Genomic DNA, 14,812 nt, shown 5'->3' with positions numbered 1-14,812 from the left:
CTCGCAACCGGCCCCCTAACCGGCTGCGAAGGAGTTTTCCATGACCAGTACCGCCCCCCAGGGCGCGACCCGTTCCGCGACCGTCTTCATCTATGTCACCGTGCTGATCGACATGATCGGCGTCGGCCTGATCTGGCCCGTGATGCCCGCGCTCCTGCAGGATGTCGGCCACGTCGACCTTGGCCGGGCGAGCGAGATCGGCGGCTGGATGTTTGCCGCCTATTCCCTTGCCCAGTTCCTCTTTGGCCCTCTGATCGGCAACCTGTCCGACCGCTTCGGCCGCCGCCCGCTGCTGCTGCTCGCCATCGGCGGTCTGGCGGTGGATTACGTCTTCTCCGCCCTGGCGCCGACGCTGTGGCTGCTCTTCCTCGGGCGGATCATCGCCGGGCTCTGCGGCGCGTCGCATGTCATCGCGACCGCCTACCTGACCGACGTCACCGCGCCCGACCAGCGCGCCCGCGCCTTCGGGCTGATCGGCGCGGCCTTCGGCATGGGCTTCGTGATCGGCCCGGCGGTCGGCGGCATGCTTGGCGAATTCGGGCCCCGCGTGCCATTCTGGGCCGCCGCCGTGCTGGCGGGGGCGAACTTCGTGCTCGGCTGGTTCCTGCTGCCCGAATCCCTGCCCGAGGAAAAGCGCCGCCGGTTCGACTGGCGCCGCGCCAATCCCTTCGGTGTGCTCAAGGTCTTCCGGGGCTATCCGACGGTCCTGCCGCTGACGCTCGTCATGTCGCTCTATCTCTTCGCAGGCAGCATCTACCCGACCCTCTGGACCTTCTGGGGCATCGCCGCCTTCGGCTGGACCGAACTCACCATCGGCCTGACCCTCGCGCTATTCGGCATCCTCGCCGCTCTGATCGAGGGCGTTTTCTCCGGTCCGCTGGTGCGCTGGTTCGGCGAACCCCGTGTCGTCATCGCGGGCCTGCTGACCGCCACAGTCGGCGCAATCGGCTTCGGCCTAGCCGGAACCACCGCGACGGTGCTTGTCCTGCTGGTGGTGGTCGCCTTCGAAGGCCTCGTCCATCCCTGCCTGACCGCCCTGATGACGAAAGAGGTTCCCGATGACGCGCAGGGCGAACTGCAGGGCGGCATCTCAAGCCTCGCCAATGTCGCGATGCTGCTGGCCGCGATCTTCTTCACCCAGATCTTCGGCTGGTTCGTCCGTCCGGAGGCCGCGTCGCCATCCCCCGGCGCACCGTTCTTCGTGGCCTCCGTGATCTTCGCCGCCGCGCTCCTGCTGTTCCTCTCCGTCCGGGCGCGGAGCACCACATTGACGCCACCGCCCGGTCCCGCCACTGTCGGGTAGAGCCGGCAACCGGGAGGAGGCGCGCATGTCCGAAACGTTCAAAGGCGCGTTCACGCAGCAGGAACCGATCCCCGAGGACGCGATCGAGGCCGCCCTGCGGGTCCTCCGTTCCGGCCGCCTGCACCGCTATAACGTGGTGGAGGGCGAAACCGCCGAGGTCTCCCTGCTCGAACAGGAATTCGCCGCTGCCATGGACGTTCCTTTCGCGCTCGCCACCTCCTCCGGCGGTTCCGCCATTGCCACCGCGCTGCGTGCGGTTGGCGTCGGGCCCGGCGATCCGGTCCTGACCAATGCCTTCACGCTCGCCCCCGTCCCTGGCGCCATCGCCTCGCTCGGTGCGGTGCCTGTCTATGTCGGCGTGACCGAAGACCTCGTCATCGACCTCGACCACCTTGCGGAACTTGCGGGGCAGGGCAACGCGTCCGTCCTGCTGCTCAGCCACATGCGCGGGCATATCTGCGACATGGACCGGCTGATGGAAATCTGCGACGCCGCCGGCATCCGCGTGATCGAGGACTGCGCGCACACCATGGGTGGCGCCTGGAACGGCATCAACTCAGGCAATCACGGCATCGCCGCCTGCTATTCGACCCAGACCTACAAGCACATGAACTCTGGCGAGGGCGGTTTCCTGACCACCCGCGATCCCGACCTCATGGCCCGCGCGGTGATCCTGTCGGGCAGCTACATGCTCTATGGCCGCCACCTCGCCGCTCCGGGACCGGAGGTGTTTGAAAAGGTGAAATACGGCACCCCGAACGTCTCGGGCCGCATGGACAACCTGCGCGCCGCGATCCTCCGCCCGCAGCTGCGCCGCCTGAAGGACCAGTGCGCCCGCTGGAACGACCGCTACCGGGTCGTCGAGGCCGGGCTGCGCGGCACGCCGGGCCTGACGGTGATCGAACGGCCCGAGCAGGAGCATTATGTCGGCTCCTCCATCCAGGTCCTGCTGCTCGACTGGTCGGACCGCGCGGTGAATGAGGTGCTGCGCCGCTGCGCCGCCCGCGGGGTGGAGCTCAAATGGTTCGGCGGGGCGGAGCCCACGGGGTTCACCTCACGATACGACAGCTGGCGCTATGCCCCGTCCGACCGGCTCCCGAAATCCGACCGCATCCTGAAGGCCATCGTCGACATGCGCCTGCCCCTGACGTTCTCGCTCGACGACTGCGCGATGCTCGCCCGCATCATCCGGGCCGAGGTCGGCGCGGTCTGGCAGGCCGGCGGGGCAGGGGCCTAAACCGGCCACTGCTTTTCGTCATCCTTTGTCGCCTGTCGTCATCCTCAGGCATGACCGGAGGATCTCCGTGACGCCCCACTCGCCCCGTGACCAAAGCTCCCCGGATCAAGCCCGAGGATGACGCCCCGCATCCCCGCACAACGCCACCCCCTCCCCCGGACAGGGGGAGGGCCGGGGAGGGGGTCCACACCTCCCCCCGCGCAAAACAAAACCCTCTCCCCAATGGGGGAGAGGGCCGCCGCGAGGCGACTGCGCGTCACCCTCATCTGAAACTCTGCGGATCAGAACGTCACCCGGCCATGGTCGCCCATGTCCGGCTTCTCCTCCGTCAGGTTCGCCTTGGCGATCTCGTACAGGAACCCGGCCGCACCGTCCGTGGCCCAGACTTCTGCTTCCACCGGACGGAAGGCCAGCAGGCGGACGTCATCGTCCTCGCGCCCGTCCTCGAACCACGCCGCCGCGACCGGCGACCACAGCTCGTCCAGCTTGTCCGGATTGTCCGCCGCCGTCAGGCTGCCGTGCACATCCGCGAAAAGCTTCGCCTTCATGTCCGACACGATCAGCCGCACGCGGCCCGATCCCTTGGCGGCCTCGTAGGCCTCCGTTCCCTCGGCGGTGATGAACCAGATCACCCGTTCGTCCTTGTCGGCATAGGGCGACATCGGCACCGCGCGACCGTCGATCTCGAGCATGACCGTCTTCAGGTCCTCGGCGCGGTCCCAGAAGGTCCCGGTGAGGTCGTTGACATGATCTTTCATGGTTGTCTCCTTTCAATGCGGGCCGTCCGCCGGCCCCTTGTCGATCCAACGCCTCACCCCCGCCCGGCGGTTCCCGCCTGTTGACCAGCGCAGCGGGTTGTGATTGAGATATGAACGGGTGTTCAATAAACGGGGAGGAGACCGCATGTTCACCGCATCCATGACCTTCGATCTGGGGGAGGACGTGAACGCCCTGCGCGACATGGTCCACCGCTTCGCGCAGGAGCGGATCAAGCCGCAGGCGGCAGAGATCGACCGCACCAACACCTTCCCGCATGCGCTCTGGAAAGAGATGGGCGACCTCGGTCTGCTTGGCATCACCGTGCCCGAGGAGTTCGGCGGCGTCGGCATGTCCTACCTTGCCCATGTCATCGTGGTCGAGGAGATCGCCCGCGCCTCGGCCTCCGTCTCGCTTTCCTACGGCGCGCATTCCAACCTCTGCGTCAACCAGATCAAGCTGAACGGGACCGACGAGCAGAAGGCGAAATACCTCCCCGGCCTCGTTTCGGGTGACCATGTCGGCGCGCTCGCCATGTCCGAACCCTCTGCCGGGTCCGACGTTGTGTCGATGAAGCTGCGCGCGGAAAAGCGCAACGATCACTACCGGCTGAACGGCAACAAGTACTGGATCACCAACGGGCCCGACGCCGACACGCTGGTCGTCTACGCCAAGACCGACCCGGAGGCCGGATCGAAGGGCATCACCGCCTTCATCATCGAGAAATCCATGACGGGTTTCTCCACCTCGCCGCATTTCGACAAGCTCGGCATGCGCGGATCCAACACCGCCGAACTGGTGTTCGAGGATGTCGAGGTCCCCTTCGAGAACGTGCTGGGAGAGGAGGGCAGGGGCGTCGCTGTCCTCATGTCCGGTCTCGACTACGAACGCGTCGTGCTCTCGGGCATCGGCACCGGCATCATGGCCGCCTGCCTGGACGAGGTCATGCCCTACATGGCCGAACGCAAGCAGTTCGGTCAGCCGATCGGGAACTTCCAGCTGATGCAGGGGAAGATTGCCGACATGTACACCAAGATGAATTCCGCCCGCGCCTACGTCTACGAGGTTGCGAAGGCCTGCGACCGCGGTCAGGTCACCCGCCAGGATGCCGCCGCCTGCGTGCTCTACGCCTCCGAAGAGGCGATGGTCGTGGCGCATCAGGCTGTACAGGCGCTCGGCGGGGCGGGGTACCTCAACGACAATCCCGTCGGCCGCATCTTCCGCGATGCCAAGCTGATGGAGATCGGCGCCGGCACCTCGGAAATCCGCCGCATGCTGATCGGGCGGGAACTGATGGCCAGCATGGGCAACCGCTGATGATCCGGATTGTTTTCGAATTATCCCATGATAATTTGGAATCGCGCATTCCCACGGGAGATGCGTGTTTTTCTGGAGAAAATTATGTTGAAAGGACTTCTGACGGGCGCGCTCACCGCCCTCTGCCTGAGCGGCGCCGCTCAGGCGGGAACCGTGACAATCGACGTCTTTGCCCGGGAGGACAGCACCAATGGCACCGGGGCAGCCGCCAGCGCCTTTGGCGGCAGCACCGGCATCTTCCTGACCGCAGGGGAGGAGTTTTCCATCACGGCCTCCGGCTCATGGTCGCTGGAAAGCGCCTTCTTCTTCGGTCCGGAGGGGACCTCTGCCTACGGGGCCGACACCCTGGCCGGGATTCCCGGAACCCTGCTGTTCGGGACGCTGGTCGGCAAGATCGCCGGCAGCGCCGACTACTTCAAGGTTGCGGCCGGCGGCACCTTCACGGCTGCGACGCCAGGGGAACTGCTGCTTTTCATCTTCGACCGGGACTACGGCAACAACGCCGGTTACGTGACCGCGCTGGTCACCACGCCGGATGGCGCCGTGCCGCTGCCCGCGGCCTCGCTGCTGCTGGCCGGAGCCCTGGGCGGGATCGGCCTGGCACGGCGTCGCCGCCGCGTCTGATTCCGGCCGACCGGTCTTTCCGGTTCGTCTGCGACCGGGGGGCGGGCGTTGCCGCCGGCCCCTCACCCGCCTGCCGCACCATCGGGATGCTGGCGTCATGAAACCCCTCATGCAGCCCTTCCCGGACACCTTCACCTGGGACATCCCGGATCGCCTCAACATGGCGACCCAGGTCTGTGACGACTGGGCCGCGCGCGAACCTGCCCGCACCGCGATCATCGACATGACCAGCCCGGTGCGCCGCGACGTCTCCTACGCCGCTCTCCGCGCGATGGCGGAGTCGCTTGCCACCGCGCTGGCCGACCGGGGCGTGAAGAAGGGCGACCGGGTCGGTGTGCTCCGATCGCAGGACCCGTGGTGCGCGGCCGCCCATATCGCGATCTGGAAACTCGGCGCGATCTCCGTCCCCCTGTTCAAGCTGTTCCGGGAGGAGGCGCTGAAATCCCGCGTCGGCGACTCCGGCCTGATCCTGTCGGTCGCGGACGCCGAGGGGGCGACGATGCTCTCCGCCATCGGCTCGCCGTCCCTGGTGCCCGAGAACGGCGTTCCTGACCAGATGACCGGATCCGTCAATCTGGTCAGTTCTGACCCCGCCGTGCTGATCTACACCTCCGGCACCACGGGCAAGCCAAAGGGCGCGCTGCACGCGCACCGCGTCCTGACCGGCCATCTGCCCGGAGTGGAGCTGTCCCACGATTTCCTCGGCCAGCCGGGCGACGTGCTGTGGACGCCGGCCGACTGGGCCTGGATCGGCGGGTTGTTCGACGTCCTGATGCCGGGGCTGGCGCTTGGCGTGCCCGTTGTGGCGGCGCGGATGCCGAAGTTCTCCGTCGCCGCCTGCCGGGATCTGATCGCAACTTGCGGAATTCGCAACGTTTTCTTCCCTCCGACCGCGCTGCGCATGCTCAGGGCCGAAGGGGCCGTGATCCCCGGTCTGCGCTCCGTCGCGTCCGGCGGCGAACCGCTTGGGGCCGAGATGCTGGCCTGGGGCCGCGAGGCGCTTGGCGTCACGATCAACGAATTCTACGGCCAGACCGAATGCAACATGACCGTGTCGTCCTGCGCCGCACTTTTCGATGCGCGCCCGGGCTGCGCGGGCCGTCCCGCACCGGGCCATGAGGTCGCGGTGATCGACGCAGACGGCGAACCCTGCGAGGGTGAAGGCGACGTCGCAGTAAAACGCGGCTCTGCCTCCATGATGCTGGAATATTGGGAAAAACCCGAAGCCACGGCGCAAAAATTCCGCGGCGACTGGATGCTGACCGGCGACCGCGGCGTGATCGAGGACGGCTTCCTCCGCTTCGTCGGGCGGGAGGATGACGTCATCACCTCTGCCGGATATCGCATCGGACCGGGAGAGGTGGAGGACTGCCTGCTTACCCACCCCGCCGTCGCAACCGCCGGAGTCGTCGGCAAGCCGGACCCGTTAAGAACCGAAATCGTCAAGGCCTACATCGTGTTGAAGCAAGGCGTTGATCCATCGCGCGACACGGAGCAAGACATTGTTAACTATGTCAAATCCCGCCTGTCCGGCCACAATTACCCGCGCGAGGTCAGCTTTGTCGACGCCCTGCCGATGACCGTCACTGGCAAGGTGATCCGCAAGGAACTGAAGGCCCGCGCAATTGAGGAGACCCGCGCATGAAACTCGTCTCGCAAGCCATTGCCACGTCGGAAGACTTCCACCGGAACCGCGACGGCCATCTGGCCGCGCTCGACACCATCCGCGCCGCAGCCGAGGCCGCAGCGGCGGGGGGCGGCGACAAGGCGCGCGACCGTCACGTCTCGCGCGGGAAAATGCTGCCGCGGGAACGGGTTGCGGGGCTGCTGGACCCGGGCTCACCTTTCCTTGAACTGTCGGCGACCGCCGCGCACGACATGTATGACGATGCCGCCCCCTGCGCCGGACTCATCACCGGTATCGGTCGCGTCATGGGACGCGAGGTCATGGTGGTCTGCAACGACGCCACCGTGAAGGGCGGCACCTATTACCCGATGACGGTCAAGAAACACCTGCGCGCGCAGGAGATCGCGGAGGAGAACCATCTCCCCTGCCTCTACCTCGTCGACTCCGGCGGCGCGAACCTGCCCAACCAGGATGAGGTCTTCCCCGACCGCGACCACTTCGGCCGCATCTTCTACAATCAGGCGAACATGAGCGCGAAGGGCATTCCCCAGATCGCCGTGGTCATGGGTTCCTGCACCGCCGGGGGGGCCTATGTGCCCGCCATGTCGGACGTGACGATCATCGTTAAGGAACAGGGCACGATCTTCCTCGCCGGGCCCCCGCTGGTGAAGGCCGCGACCGGGGAAATCGTTTCGGCAGAGGACCTTGGCGGTGGTGACGTACATACGCGCCTGTCCGGCGTGGCTGACTACCTGGCAGAGGACGACGCGCATGCGCTGGCACTGGCGCGGCGGGCCGTGGGGTCCCTGGGCGCTGCCGGACCCAAGCCCGGCCTGCGCGACACCGACCCGCCCGCCTATGACCCGGAAGAGATCATCGGCGTCGTTCCCGCCGACCTGCGCACCCCCTACGACATCCGCGAGGTCATCGCCCGCGTGGTCGACGGATCCCGCTTTGACGAATTCAAGCCGCGGTTCGGCGAGACGCTGGTCACCGGCTTCGCCCATGTCATGGGTCTGCCGGTCGGGATCATCGCCAACAATGGCGTGCTTTTCTCAGAGGCCGCGCAGAAGGGCGCGCATTTCGTGGAGCTCTGCTCTCAGCGCAATATCCCACTGGTTTTCCTGCAGAATATCACCGGCTTCATGGTCGGACGGAAGTACGAGAACGAGGGCATCGCACGCCATGGCGCCAAACTGGTGACGGCGGTGGCGACGACGAAGGTGCCCAAGATCACCATGCTGGTCGGCGGCTCTTTCGGGGCGGGCAACTACGGCATGGCCGGGCGGGCCTACCAGCCGCGGTTCCTCTGGACCTGGCCGAATTCCCGCATCTCCGTCATGGGCGGCGAGCAGGCGGCGGGCGTTCTGGCGACAGTCAAGCGCGACGGGATCGAACGCTCCGGCGGATCGTGGTCGACGGAGGAGGAGGCGGAGTTCAAGCGCCCCACAATCGAGATGTTCGAGCGCCAGTCGCACCCGCTCTATGCCTCTGCCCGGCTCTGGGACGACGGCATCGTCGATCCGCGCCGCACGCGCGAGGTCCTGGCGCTGAGCCTGTCCGCCGCGCTGAACGCGCCGGTCGAGGAAACGAAGTTCGGCGTGTTCCGGATGTGACCGGTGCCGGGGGTTTCACCCCCGGACCCCCAGGATATTTGCGGCAAGATGAACCAATGACCGCGCCGACACGAGGGAGGACCCCATGTTCGACAAGATACTGATCGCCAACCGGGGCGAGATCGCCTGCCGCGTGATCGAAAGCGCCCGCGCCATGGGCGTGAAGACGGTGGCCGTCTATTCCGATGCCGACGCGGGTGCGCGCCATGTCGCGCTGGCGGACGAGGCGGTGCATATCGGCGGCTCCGCCCCGGCGGAGAGCTATCTGAAGGGCGATGTCATCATCGCCGCCGCGAAGGAGACGGGCGCACAGGGCATTCATCCCGGCTACGGCTTCCTGTCCGAAAATCCCGGTTTCGTGGAGGCGGTGGAGGCCGCCGGTCTGACCTTCATCGGACCAAGCGCGAAGGCGATCCGGGCCATGGGCCTGAAGGACGCGGCCAAGGCGCTGATGGAGAAGGCCGGGGTGCCGGTGGTGCCGGGCTATCACGGGTCGGACCAGTCGGATGCGGTGCTGGTGAAGGCGGCGGAGGAGATCGGTTATCCCGTTCTTATCAAGGCCGTCGCCGGTGGTGGCGGCAAGGGGATGCGGCTGGTGGAGCGGCCCGGCGATTTCGCCGATGCGCTGGCAAGTGCGCGGGGGGAGGCGAAGACCGCTTTCGGCAACCCGGACGTGCTGGTGGAGAAATTCGTCGAGAAGCCGCGCCATATCGAGGTGCAGGTCTTTGGCGACGGCACCCGCGCCGTGCACCTGTTCGAACGGGACTGTTCGCTGCAGCGCCGCCACCAGAAGGTGATCGAGGAAGCCCCGGCACCCGGCATGACAGAAGAGATGCGCGCCGCCATGGGCGCGGCGGCGGTCCGGGCGGCGGAGGCCATCGGTTACAGCGGGGCGGGCACGATCGAGTTCATCGTCGACGGATCGCAAGGCCTGCGGCCGGACGGCTTCTGGTTCATGGAGATGAACACCCGCCTGCAGGTCGAACACCCGGTGACGGAGGCGATCACAGGCGTCGATCTGGTGGAATGGCAGCTGCGTGTTGCCTCCGGGGAGCCGTTGCCCGCGCGGCAGGAGGACCTGACCATCACCGGCCATGCCTTCGAGGCGCGGCTCTATGCCGAAGATGTGCCCGCCGGCTTCCTGCCCGCCACGGGACGCCTGTCTCACCTGGCTTTCCCGGAGGGCGCGCGGGCGGATACCGGCGTGCGCTCCGGCGACGTCATCAGCCCGTTCTATGACCCGATGGTCGCCAAGATCATCACCCACGGGGCGACGCGGGAGATCGCGCTGAAGAAGCTCTCCGCCGCGCTGGATGCGACGCAGGTGGCGGGGACGGTGACGAACCTTGCCTTCCTCGGGGCGCTGGCCGGTCATCCGGGCTTTGGCGCGGGCGATGTGGATACCGGACTGATCGGCCGCGACATCGACACGCTGGCCGCCGCACCCGAGCCGGCGGCGGAGGTTGTGGCCTGGGCCGCGATGGTGGCGCTTGGGCTGGACGGCGTTCCGGACGCGCTCACGGGCTTCAGCCTCTGGGGGGTGCAGGTGCGCCGGCTGGTTCTGACCCGCGACGGGGCGGAGATTGCGATCCGCGTCGCCTCCCACTCCGGGCGGCGGCACGAGATCACGCTGCCCTCGGGCGAAACGGTCGTGGCCGTCTTTGACACGGTCTGGCGGCTGAACGATCGCGCCGCGCCCGCCCACCATCGGACCGGCAACCGGATCACGGTCTTCGCGGGCTACGGGCAGGCCTTTGACCTTGTTGACCCGATCGACCGCGCCGCCGCCGCCGGGGCAGGGGGCAACCTGATCGAGGCGCCCATGCCCGGACTGGTGAAGGTCCTGAGCGCAAAAGCCGGGCAGGAGGTCACGGCGGGCATGCGCCTGGCGGTGCTGGAGGCGATGAAGATGGAACATGCCCTGCTCGCCCCACGTGACGGGGTTGTGGCCGAGGTTCTGGTGGAGGAAGGTGCCCAGGTGGAGGCCGGTGCGCCACTGATCCGCCTGGAGGACGAGGAATGACGACAATACTTCACCATGTACCAGGAGCGCGGTCCTTCCGCATTCTCTGGCTGCTTCAGGAAATGGGCATCACGCCCGAGATCAGGACCTACGCGATCCAGGACGGGTCTCTCCGCCACCCGGACTTCCTGGCCAAGTCCCCTGCGGGCCGGATCCCGGCGCTGGAGATCGACGGAGAGGTGATCTACGAGAGCGGCGCGATCACCGAATACCTATGCGAGACGCGGCCCGAATTCGGATTCGGGCGGGCGCCGGGGCATCCGGAGCGGATCCCTTTCCTGGAAATGATGCACTACGCCGAAACCATCGGGCACCTGATCGGCGGGCTGAACCTGCAGTGGATCTTCCTGCGCAATCCCGAGGACCGGTCCGACACCGTCTGCAAGCTGGATGCCCGCCGCCTGCAGGGCGCCATCGCCCCGATCGAGGCGCTGCTTGGCCGGCAGGATTACATGCTGGCGGGCGGGTTTTCTGCCGCGGACACGATGATGGGCTTCACGCTGACCTCGTCGCAGCGCTATGTCCGGTTCGACCGCTTTCCGAACATCCTCGCCTATCTCGACCGCATGGCGGCGCGGCCCGGGCACAGGGCCGCCAAGGCGCTGGACGGCCCGTCGAACCTGCCCGCCAGGGATTTCTACGAGGTCGGCGCATGATCGTCCTGCACCACTGTCACCAGACCCGGTCGATGCGCGTGCTCTGGCTGCTGCACGAACTGGGCGAACCCTTCACCGTCGTGCCCCACGCCTTCGACAAGTCGCTGAGATCGCCGGAATATCTGTCGGTGTCCCCGGCCGGGCGCGTGCCCTCGGTCGAGATGGACGGAGAGACCTATTTCGAATCCGGCGCGATCCTCGAAATCCTCTGCGAACGCTTCCCGCAGAGGGGGCTGGGTCGTCTGCCCGGCGATCCGGACCGCCCCGACTGGCTGGTCTGGCTGCACTTTGCCGAAACGATCACCCAGCATTCCGCCGCGCTCACGCAGCAGCACATCGCCCTGCGCGACGATTCCATGCGCTCGCCCGTCGTGATGAAGCTGGAGGCCGCGCGGCTGAAGAAATGCTACGCCGCGATCGAGGGGCGTCTTTCCACGCCGGTGGAGAACCGCGACCACCTGTTGACCTCGGGCTTCTCCGCCGCCGACATCGCGGTTGGCCAGGCGGTCTACCTGTCCCGTTTCTTCGCCACGCTCGACGACTTTCCCGAGACGCGGAAATGGTATGACCGGATCACCGCGCGCGACGCCTTCCGTCAGTCCATTCCTGAGCCGGGGCAGGGGATTTACGACAGGGACTTCTACCCGGCATGGGAGGGCTGAGTGGCCGACTACGTGGAGATATTCGAGGTCGGACCCCGCGACGGCCTGCAGAACGAAAAGCGCGACATACCGGTGTCGGAGAAGATCGCGCTGACCGACACCCTGTCGCGCGCCGGGTTCCGCCGGATCGAATGTGCCAGCTTTGTCAGCCCGAAATGGGTCCCGCAGATGGCCGGTTCGGGAGAGGTTCTGGCCGGCATCGCGCGGCCCAGGGGCGTGCGCTTTGCCGCGCTGACCCCGAACATGCGCGGGTTCGAGGATGCCGTGAAGGCGGGCGCGGACGAGGTGGCGATCTTTGGCTCCGCCTCCGAAGGGTTCTCCAGGGCCAATATCAACGCGTCCATCGCGGAAAGCCTGGAACGCTTTGCCCCGGTGGCCGAGGCCGCGATGCAGGAGGGGCTGCCGGTGCGCGGCTATATCTCCTGCGTGACCGACTGCCCCTATGACGGGCGGACGCCTCCGGGGGCGGTGGCACGGGTGGCGGCGGCGCTCCGGGACATGGGGTGCTACGAGATCTCGCTTGGCGACACCATCGGCCAGGCCACGCCCGAGAGCATCACCGCCATGTTGGAGGCGGTGCTGGAGGAGGTTCCCGCCGGGCGGCTGGCCGGTCACTATCACGACACCTCGGGCCGGGCGCTGGACAATATCGAGGCCTCGATCGCCCTTGGCATCAAGGTCTTCGACGCGGCGGTCGGCGGTCTGGGCGGATGCCCCTACGCGCCGGGGGCCGCCGGGAACGTGGCGACGGAGGCGGTGCATGATCGGCTGGTGTCGCTTGGACTCGAGACCGGGCTGGACCGGGAGGTGCTGGTCGAGGCCAGCGCAATGGCACGGGCGATGCGGGGAGCGCCGGGCTGAAGCCCGGCCCGCGGGTCCGGACGGAGGATTTCGCCGCAGGCCGGGCTTCAGCCCGGCACCGGCCTCGCCACTGAAACATGCGCTGCAGACGAGCCGCCCATACCCGTCTTCCAACCGGAAAGGACACCCCATGACCTACGAAACCGTTTCGATCGAAACCGATGACCGTGGTGTCGCGACGCTCTGGCTCGACCGGTCGGACAAGCACAACGCGCTGAACGCGCGGATGATCGGAGAGATTCACGCCGCCGCCGAAGCGCTCGGCTCGGACCCGGCGGTGCGCGTCGTCATCCTCGCGGCAAAAGGGCGCAGCTTCTGCGCCGGCGGCGATCTTGGCTGGATGCGGGATCAGTTCGACGCGACGCCCGCCGCGCGGATGGAGCAGGCGGGGGCGCTGGCCTACATGCTTCAGGCGCTGAACCTGATGCCCAAGCCGCTGATCGGCCGGGTACAGGGCAATGCCTTCGGCGGCGGGGTCGGCATGGCCGCCGTCTGCGATTCCGCCATCGGCACGACCGCCGTCACCATGGCCCTGACGGAGACCCGGCTTGGCCTGATCCCCGCCACTATCGGCCCTTACGTCGCGGCAAGGATGGGAGAGGCCAACGCCCGCCGCGTCTTCATGTCCGGCCGCCCCTTCAAGGGCCCTGAGGCGGTGGAGTTGGGCCTGCTGTCCCGCGCCGTGGATCCCGACGACCTGGACGCGGCGGTGGAGGCCGAGGTCGCCCCCTATCTTCAGACCGCGCCCGCTGCCGTGGCCCGCGCCAAGGCCTTGCTGCGCCATCTCGGACCGCCGATCACGGAGGAGATCATCCGCCATTCCATCGGCGAACTGGCCGCCTGCTGGGAGGGCACGGAGGCCCCCGAGGGCATCGCCGCCTTCTTCGACAAGGCCAAGCCGTCGTGGCAGTCCTGACCCCTGCGGCACGGATGCTGCAGCGCGGTAATTCCTGAGTCTTTCACTTGGGTAACGCTTCGTTTACCCCCTTGAATCTAAACGAGGAAGCCACCGGGCCGCAAACGCGCATCCGCAGCATCGGGAATGGTGAAATTGTCTGCCTTCGGTTGACCCTGACATGGGCGGAGAGTAAACCGCTCACAGCCTGTGACAGCGCCGCCCGCGGCCTGTCCCGCCCACTGGAAAGGAGCCACCCGCGTGGAAGTGATGCTCAGGGAATACCTTCCCATCCTCGTTTTCCTTGCCGTCGGTATCGGACTGGGCCTTGTTTTCATCGTCGCCGCCCTCGTCATCGCGGTCCGCAACCCGGACCCGGAGAAGGTGTCGGCCTATGAATGCGGGTTCAACGCCTTCGACGATGCCCGGATGAAGTTCGACGTGCGCTTCTACCTCGTCTCGATCCTGTTCATCATCTTCGACCTGGAAATCGCGATGCTCTTCCCCTGGGCGGTGGCCTTCAAGGACATCTCCATGGTCGGCTTCTGGTCGATGATGGTCTTCCTTGCGGTGCTGACGATCGGCTTCGCCTACGAATGGAAGAAAGGGGCGCTGGAATGGCAGTGAACGATCAGCCGCGCGTGACCGAGGTGCAGGGTGACGGGCTCCAGTCCGACCGCATCAAGTCCGGCCCCTCCGCGCTGGCGCCCTATGGCGCGAACACCGCAGGCGGCGACAAGGAACATGCGACGCAGGCCCTGAACCGCGAACTCCAGGACAAGGGCTTCCTGCTGACCTCGACCGAAGATCTCATCAACTGGGCGCGCACCGGCTCGCTTCACTGGATGACCTTCGGGCTCGCCTGCTGCGCGGTGGAGATGATGCACACCTCCATGCCGCGCTACGACGCCGAACGCTTCGGGATCGCACCGCGCGCCTCCCCGCGCCAGTCCGACGTGATGATCGTCGCCGGCACGCTGACCAACAAGATGGCCCCCGCGCTGCGCAAGGTCTACGACCAGATGCCGGAACCGCGCTACGTGATCTCCATGGGCTCCTGCGCCAACGGCGGCGGCTACTATCACTACAGCTATTCCGTGGTCCGTGGCTGCGACCGGATCGTCCCGGTCGACATCTACGTCCCCGGCTGCCCCCCGACGGCCGAGGCGCTGCTGTATGGTATCATGCAGCTCGCCCGGAAAATCCGCCGCACCGGCACGATCACGAGGTAACGG

14 protein-coding genes are annotated in these 14,812 nt (G+C 67.0%); 13 read left to right on the top strand and 1 reads right to left on the bottom strand.

The genetic code is table 11. The features are described from left to right. Positions 1 to 40 precede the first annotated feature (40 nt). Both IEV87_RS09725 and IEV87_RS09720 read left to right on the top strand, forming a co-directional pair. Positions 41 to 1,303, top strand: coding sequence for a TCR/Tet family MFS transporter (locus IEV87_RS09725; RefSeq protein WP_188477494.1), 1,263 nt, complete (start codon positions 41 to 43; stop codon positions 1,301 to 1,303). Between the two features lie 25 nt (positions 1,304 to 1,328). Beyond that, positions 1,329 to 2,540 (top strand): DegT/DnrJ/EryC1/StrS family aminotransferase, encoded by a 1,212-nt coding sequence (locus tag IEV87_RS09720; RefSeq protein ID WP_188477493.1) that lies wholly within the window; start codon positions 1,329 to 1,331, stop codon positions 2,538 to 2,540. Positions 2,541 to 2,821: 281 nt separating this feature from the next. Here IEV87_RS09720 and IEV87_RS09715 read toward each other — a convergent pair whose 3' ends face one another. Then, the gene (locus tag IEV87_RS09715; protein WP_188477492.1) at positions 2,822 to 3,298 is read right to left on the bottom strand and encodes a pyridoxamine 5'-phosphate oxidase family protein; all 477 of its coding nucleotides are present in this window, start codon (positions 3,296 to 3,298) and stop codon (positions 2,822 to 2,824) included. Between the two features lie 145 nt (positions 3,299 to 3,443). Between IEV87_RS09715 and IEV87_RS09710 the strand changes: the two genes are divergently transcribed. From IEV87_RS09710 to IEV87_RS09660, 11 genes are all read left to right on the top strand, one after another. Then, positions 3,444 to 4,613: an isovaleryl-CoA dehydrogenase gene (locus IEV87_RS09710; protein WP_188477491.1), complete on the top strand. Its 1,170-nt coding sequence runs from the start codon at positions 3,444 to 3,446 to the stop codon at positions 4,611 to 4,613. 84 nt (positions 4,614 to 4,697) lie between these two features. Then, a complete protein-coding gene (locus IEV87_RS09705; RefSeq protein ID WP_229737511.1) occupies positions 4,698 to 5,237 on the top strand; it encodes a VPLPA-CTERM sorting domain-containing protein in 540 nt (179 codons plus the stop codon). 97 nt (positions 5,238 to 5,334) lie between these two features. After that, the gene (locus IEV87_RS09700) at positions 5,335 to 6,882 is read left to right on the top strand and encodes an AMP-binding protein (RefSeq protein WP_188477489.1); all 1,548 of its coding nucleotides are present in this window, start codon (positions 5,335 to 5,337) and stop codon (positions 6,880 to 6,882) included. Beyond that, positions 6,879 to 8,480, top strand: coding sequence for a carboxyl transferase domain-containing protein (locus IEV87_RS09695; protein WP_188477488.1), 1,602 nt, complete (start codon positions 6,879 to 6,881; stop codon positions 8,478 to 8,480). The genes IEV87_RS09700 and IEV87_RS09695 overlap by 4 nt, the downstream gene beginning before the upstream one ends. An 85-nt stretch (positions 8,481 to 8,565) precedes the next feature. After that, on the top strand, positions 8,566 to 10,503 hold the full coding sequence (locus tag IEV87_RS09690; RefSeq protein WP_188477487.1) for an acetyl/propionyl/methylcrotonyl-CoA carboxylase subunit alpha: 1,938 nt from the start codon (positions 8,566 to 8,568) through the stop codon (positions 10,501 to 10,503). Continuing rightward, positions 10,500 to 11,159 carry a glutathione S-transferase family protein gene (locus IEV87_RS09685; RefSeq protein ID WP_188477486.1) on the top strand — a complete coding sequence of 220 codons (660 nt, stop codon included), beginning with the start codon at positions 10,500 to 10,502 and terminating at the stop codon, positions 11,157 to 11,159. The genes IEV87_RS09690 and IEV87_RS09685 overlap by 4 nt, the downstream gene beginning before the upstream one ends. Next, positions 11,156 to 11,821 carry a glutathione S-transferase family protein gene (locus IEV87_RS09680; protein WP_188477485.1) on the top strand — a complete coding sequence of 222 codons (666 nt, stop codon included), beginning with the start codon at positions 11,156 to 11,158 and terminating at the stop codon, positions 11,819 to 11,821. The genes IEV87_RS09685 and IEV87_RS09680 overlap by 4 nt, the downstream gene beginning before the upstream one ends. Continuing rightward, positions 11,822 to 12,682 (top strand): hydroxymethylglutaryl-CoA lyase, encoded by an 861-nt coding sequence (locus IEV87_RS09675; RefSeq protein ID WP_188477484.1) that lies wholly within the window; start codon positions 11,822 to 11,824, stop codon positions 12,680 to 12,682. A gap of 130 nt (positions 12,683 to 12,812) precedes the next feature. Next, a complete protein-coding gene (locus IEV87_RS09670) occupies positions 12,813 to 13,598 on the top strand; it encodes a crotonase/enoyl-CoA hydratase family protein (protein ID WP_188477483.1) in 786 nt (261 codons plus the stop codon). Positions 13,599 to 13,838: 240 nt separating this feature from the next. Beyond that, complete coding sequence (locus IEV87_RS09665; RefSeq protein WP_188477482.1) at positions 13,839 to 14,204, top strand: NADH-quinone oxidoreductase subunit A; 366 nt, start codon at positions 13,839 to 13,841, stop codon at positions 14,202 to 14,204. 74 nt (positions 14,205 to 14,278) lie between these two features. Next, a complete protein-coding gene (locus IEV87_RS09660) occupies positions 14,279 to 14,809 on the top strand; it encodes a NuoB/complex I 20 kDa subunit family protein (protein ID WP_188478394.1) in 531 nt (176 codons plus the stop codon). Positions 14,810 to 14,812 lie beyond the last annotated feature (3 nt).

The sequence above is a fragment of the Primorskyibacter flagellatus genome (assembly GCF_014638275.1).
Taxonomy (GTDB): Bacteria; Pseudomonadota; Alphaproteobacteria; order Rhodobacterales; family Rhodobacteraceae; genus Pseudooceanicola; species Pseudooceanicola flagellatus_A.
This window is presented reverse-complemented; position numbering and strand designations above follow the sequence as displayed.

Coding starts and splice junctions, on each gene's coding strand:
- IEV87_RS09670 (WP_188477483.1), top strand. CDS start 12,813: ATGACCTACGAAACCGTTTCGATCGAAACCGATGACCGTGGTGTCGCG.
- IEV87_RS09680 (WP_188477485.1), top strand. CDS start 11,156: ATGATCGTCCTGCACCACTGTCACCAGACCCGGTCGATGCGCGTGCTC.
- IEV87_RS09705 (WP_229737511.1), top strand. CDS start 4,698: ATGTTGAAAGGACTTCTGACGGGCGCGCTCACCGCCCTCTGCCTGAGC.
- IEV87_RS09685 (WP_188477486.1), top strand. CDS start 10,500: ATGACGACAATACTTCACCATGTACCAGGAGCGCGGTCCTTCCGCATT.
- IEV87_RS09690 (WP_188477487.1), top strand. CDS start 8,566: ATGTTCGACAAGATACTGATCGCCAACCGGGGCGAGATCGCCTGCCGC.
- IEV87_RS09715 (WP_188477492.1), bottom strand. CDS start 3,298: ATGAAAGATCATGTCAACGACCTCACCGGGACCTTCTGGGACCGCGCC.
- IEV87_RS09700 (WP_188477489.1), top strand. CDS start 5,335: ATGAAACCCCTCATGCAGCCCTTCCCGGACACCTTCACCTGGGACATC.
- IEV87_RS09725 (WP_188477494.1), top strand. CDS start 41: ATGACCAGTACCGCCCCCCAGGGCGCGACCCGTTCCGCGACCGTCTTC.
- IEV87_RS09710 (WP_188477491.1), top strand. CDS start 3,444: ATGTTCACCGCATCCATGACCTTCGATCTGGGGGAGGACGTGAACGCC.
- IEV87_RS09720 (WP_188477493.1), top strand. CDS start 1,329: ATGTCCGAAACGTTCAAAGGCGCGTTCACGCAGCAGGAACCGATCCCC.
- IEV87_RS09695 (WP_188477488.1), top strand. CDS start 6,879: ATGAAACTCGTCTCGCAAGCCATTGCCACGTCGGAAGACTTCCACCGG.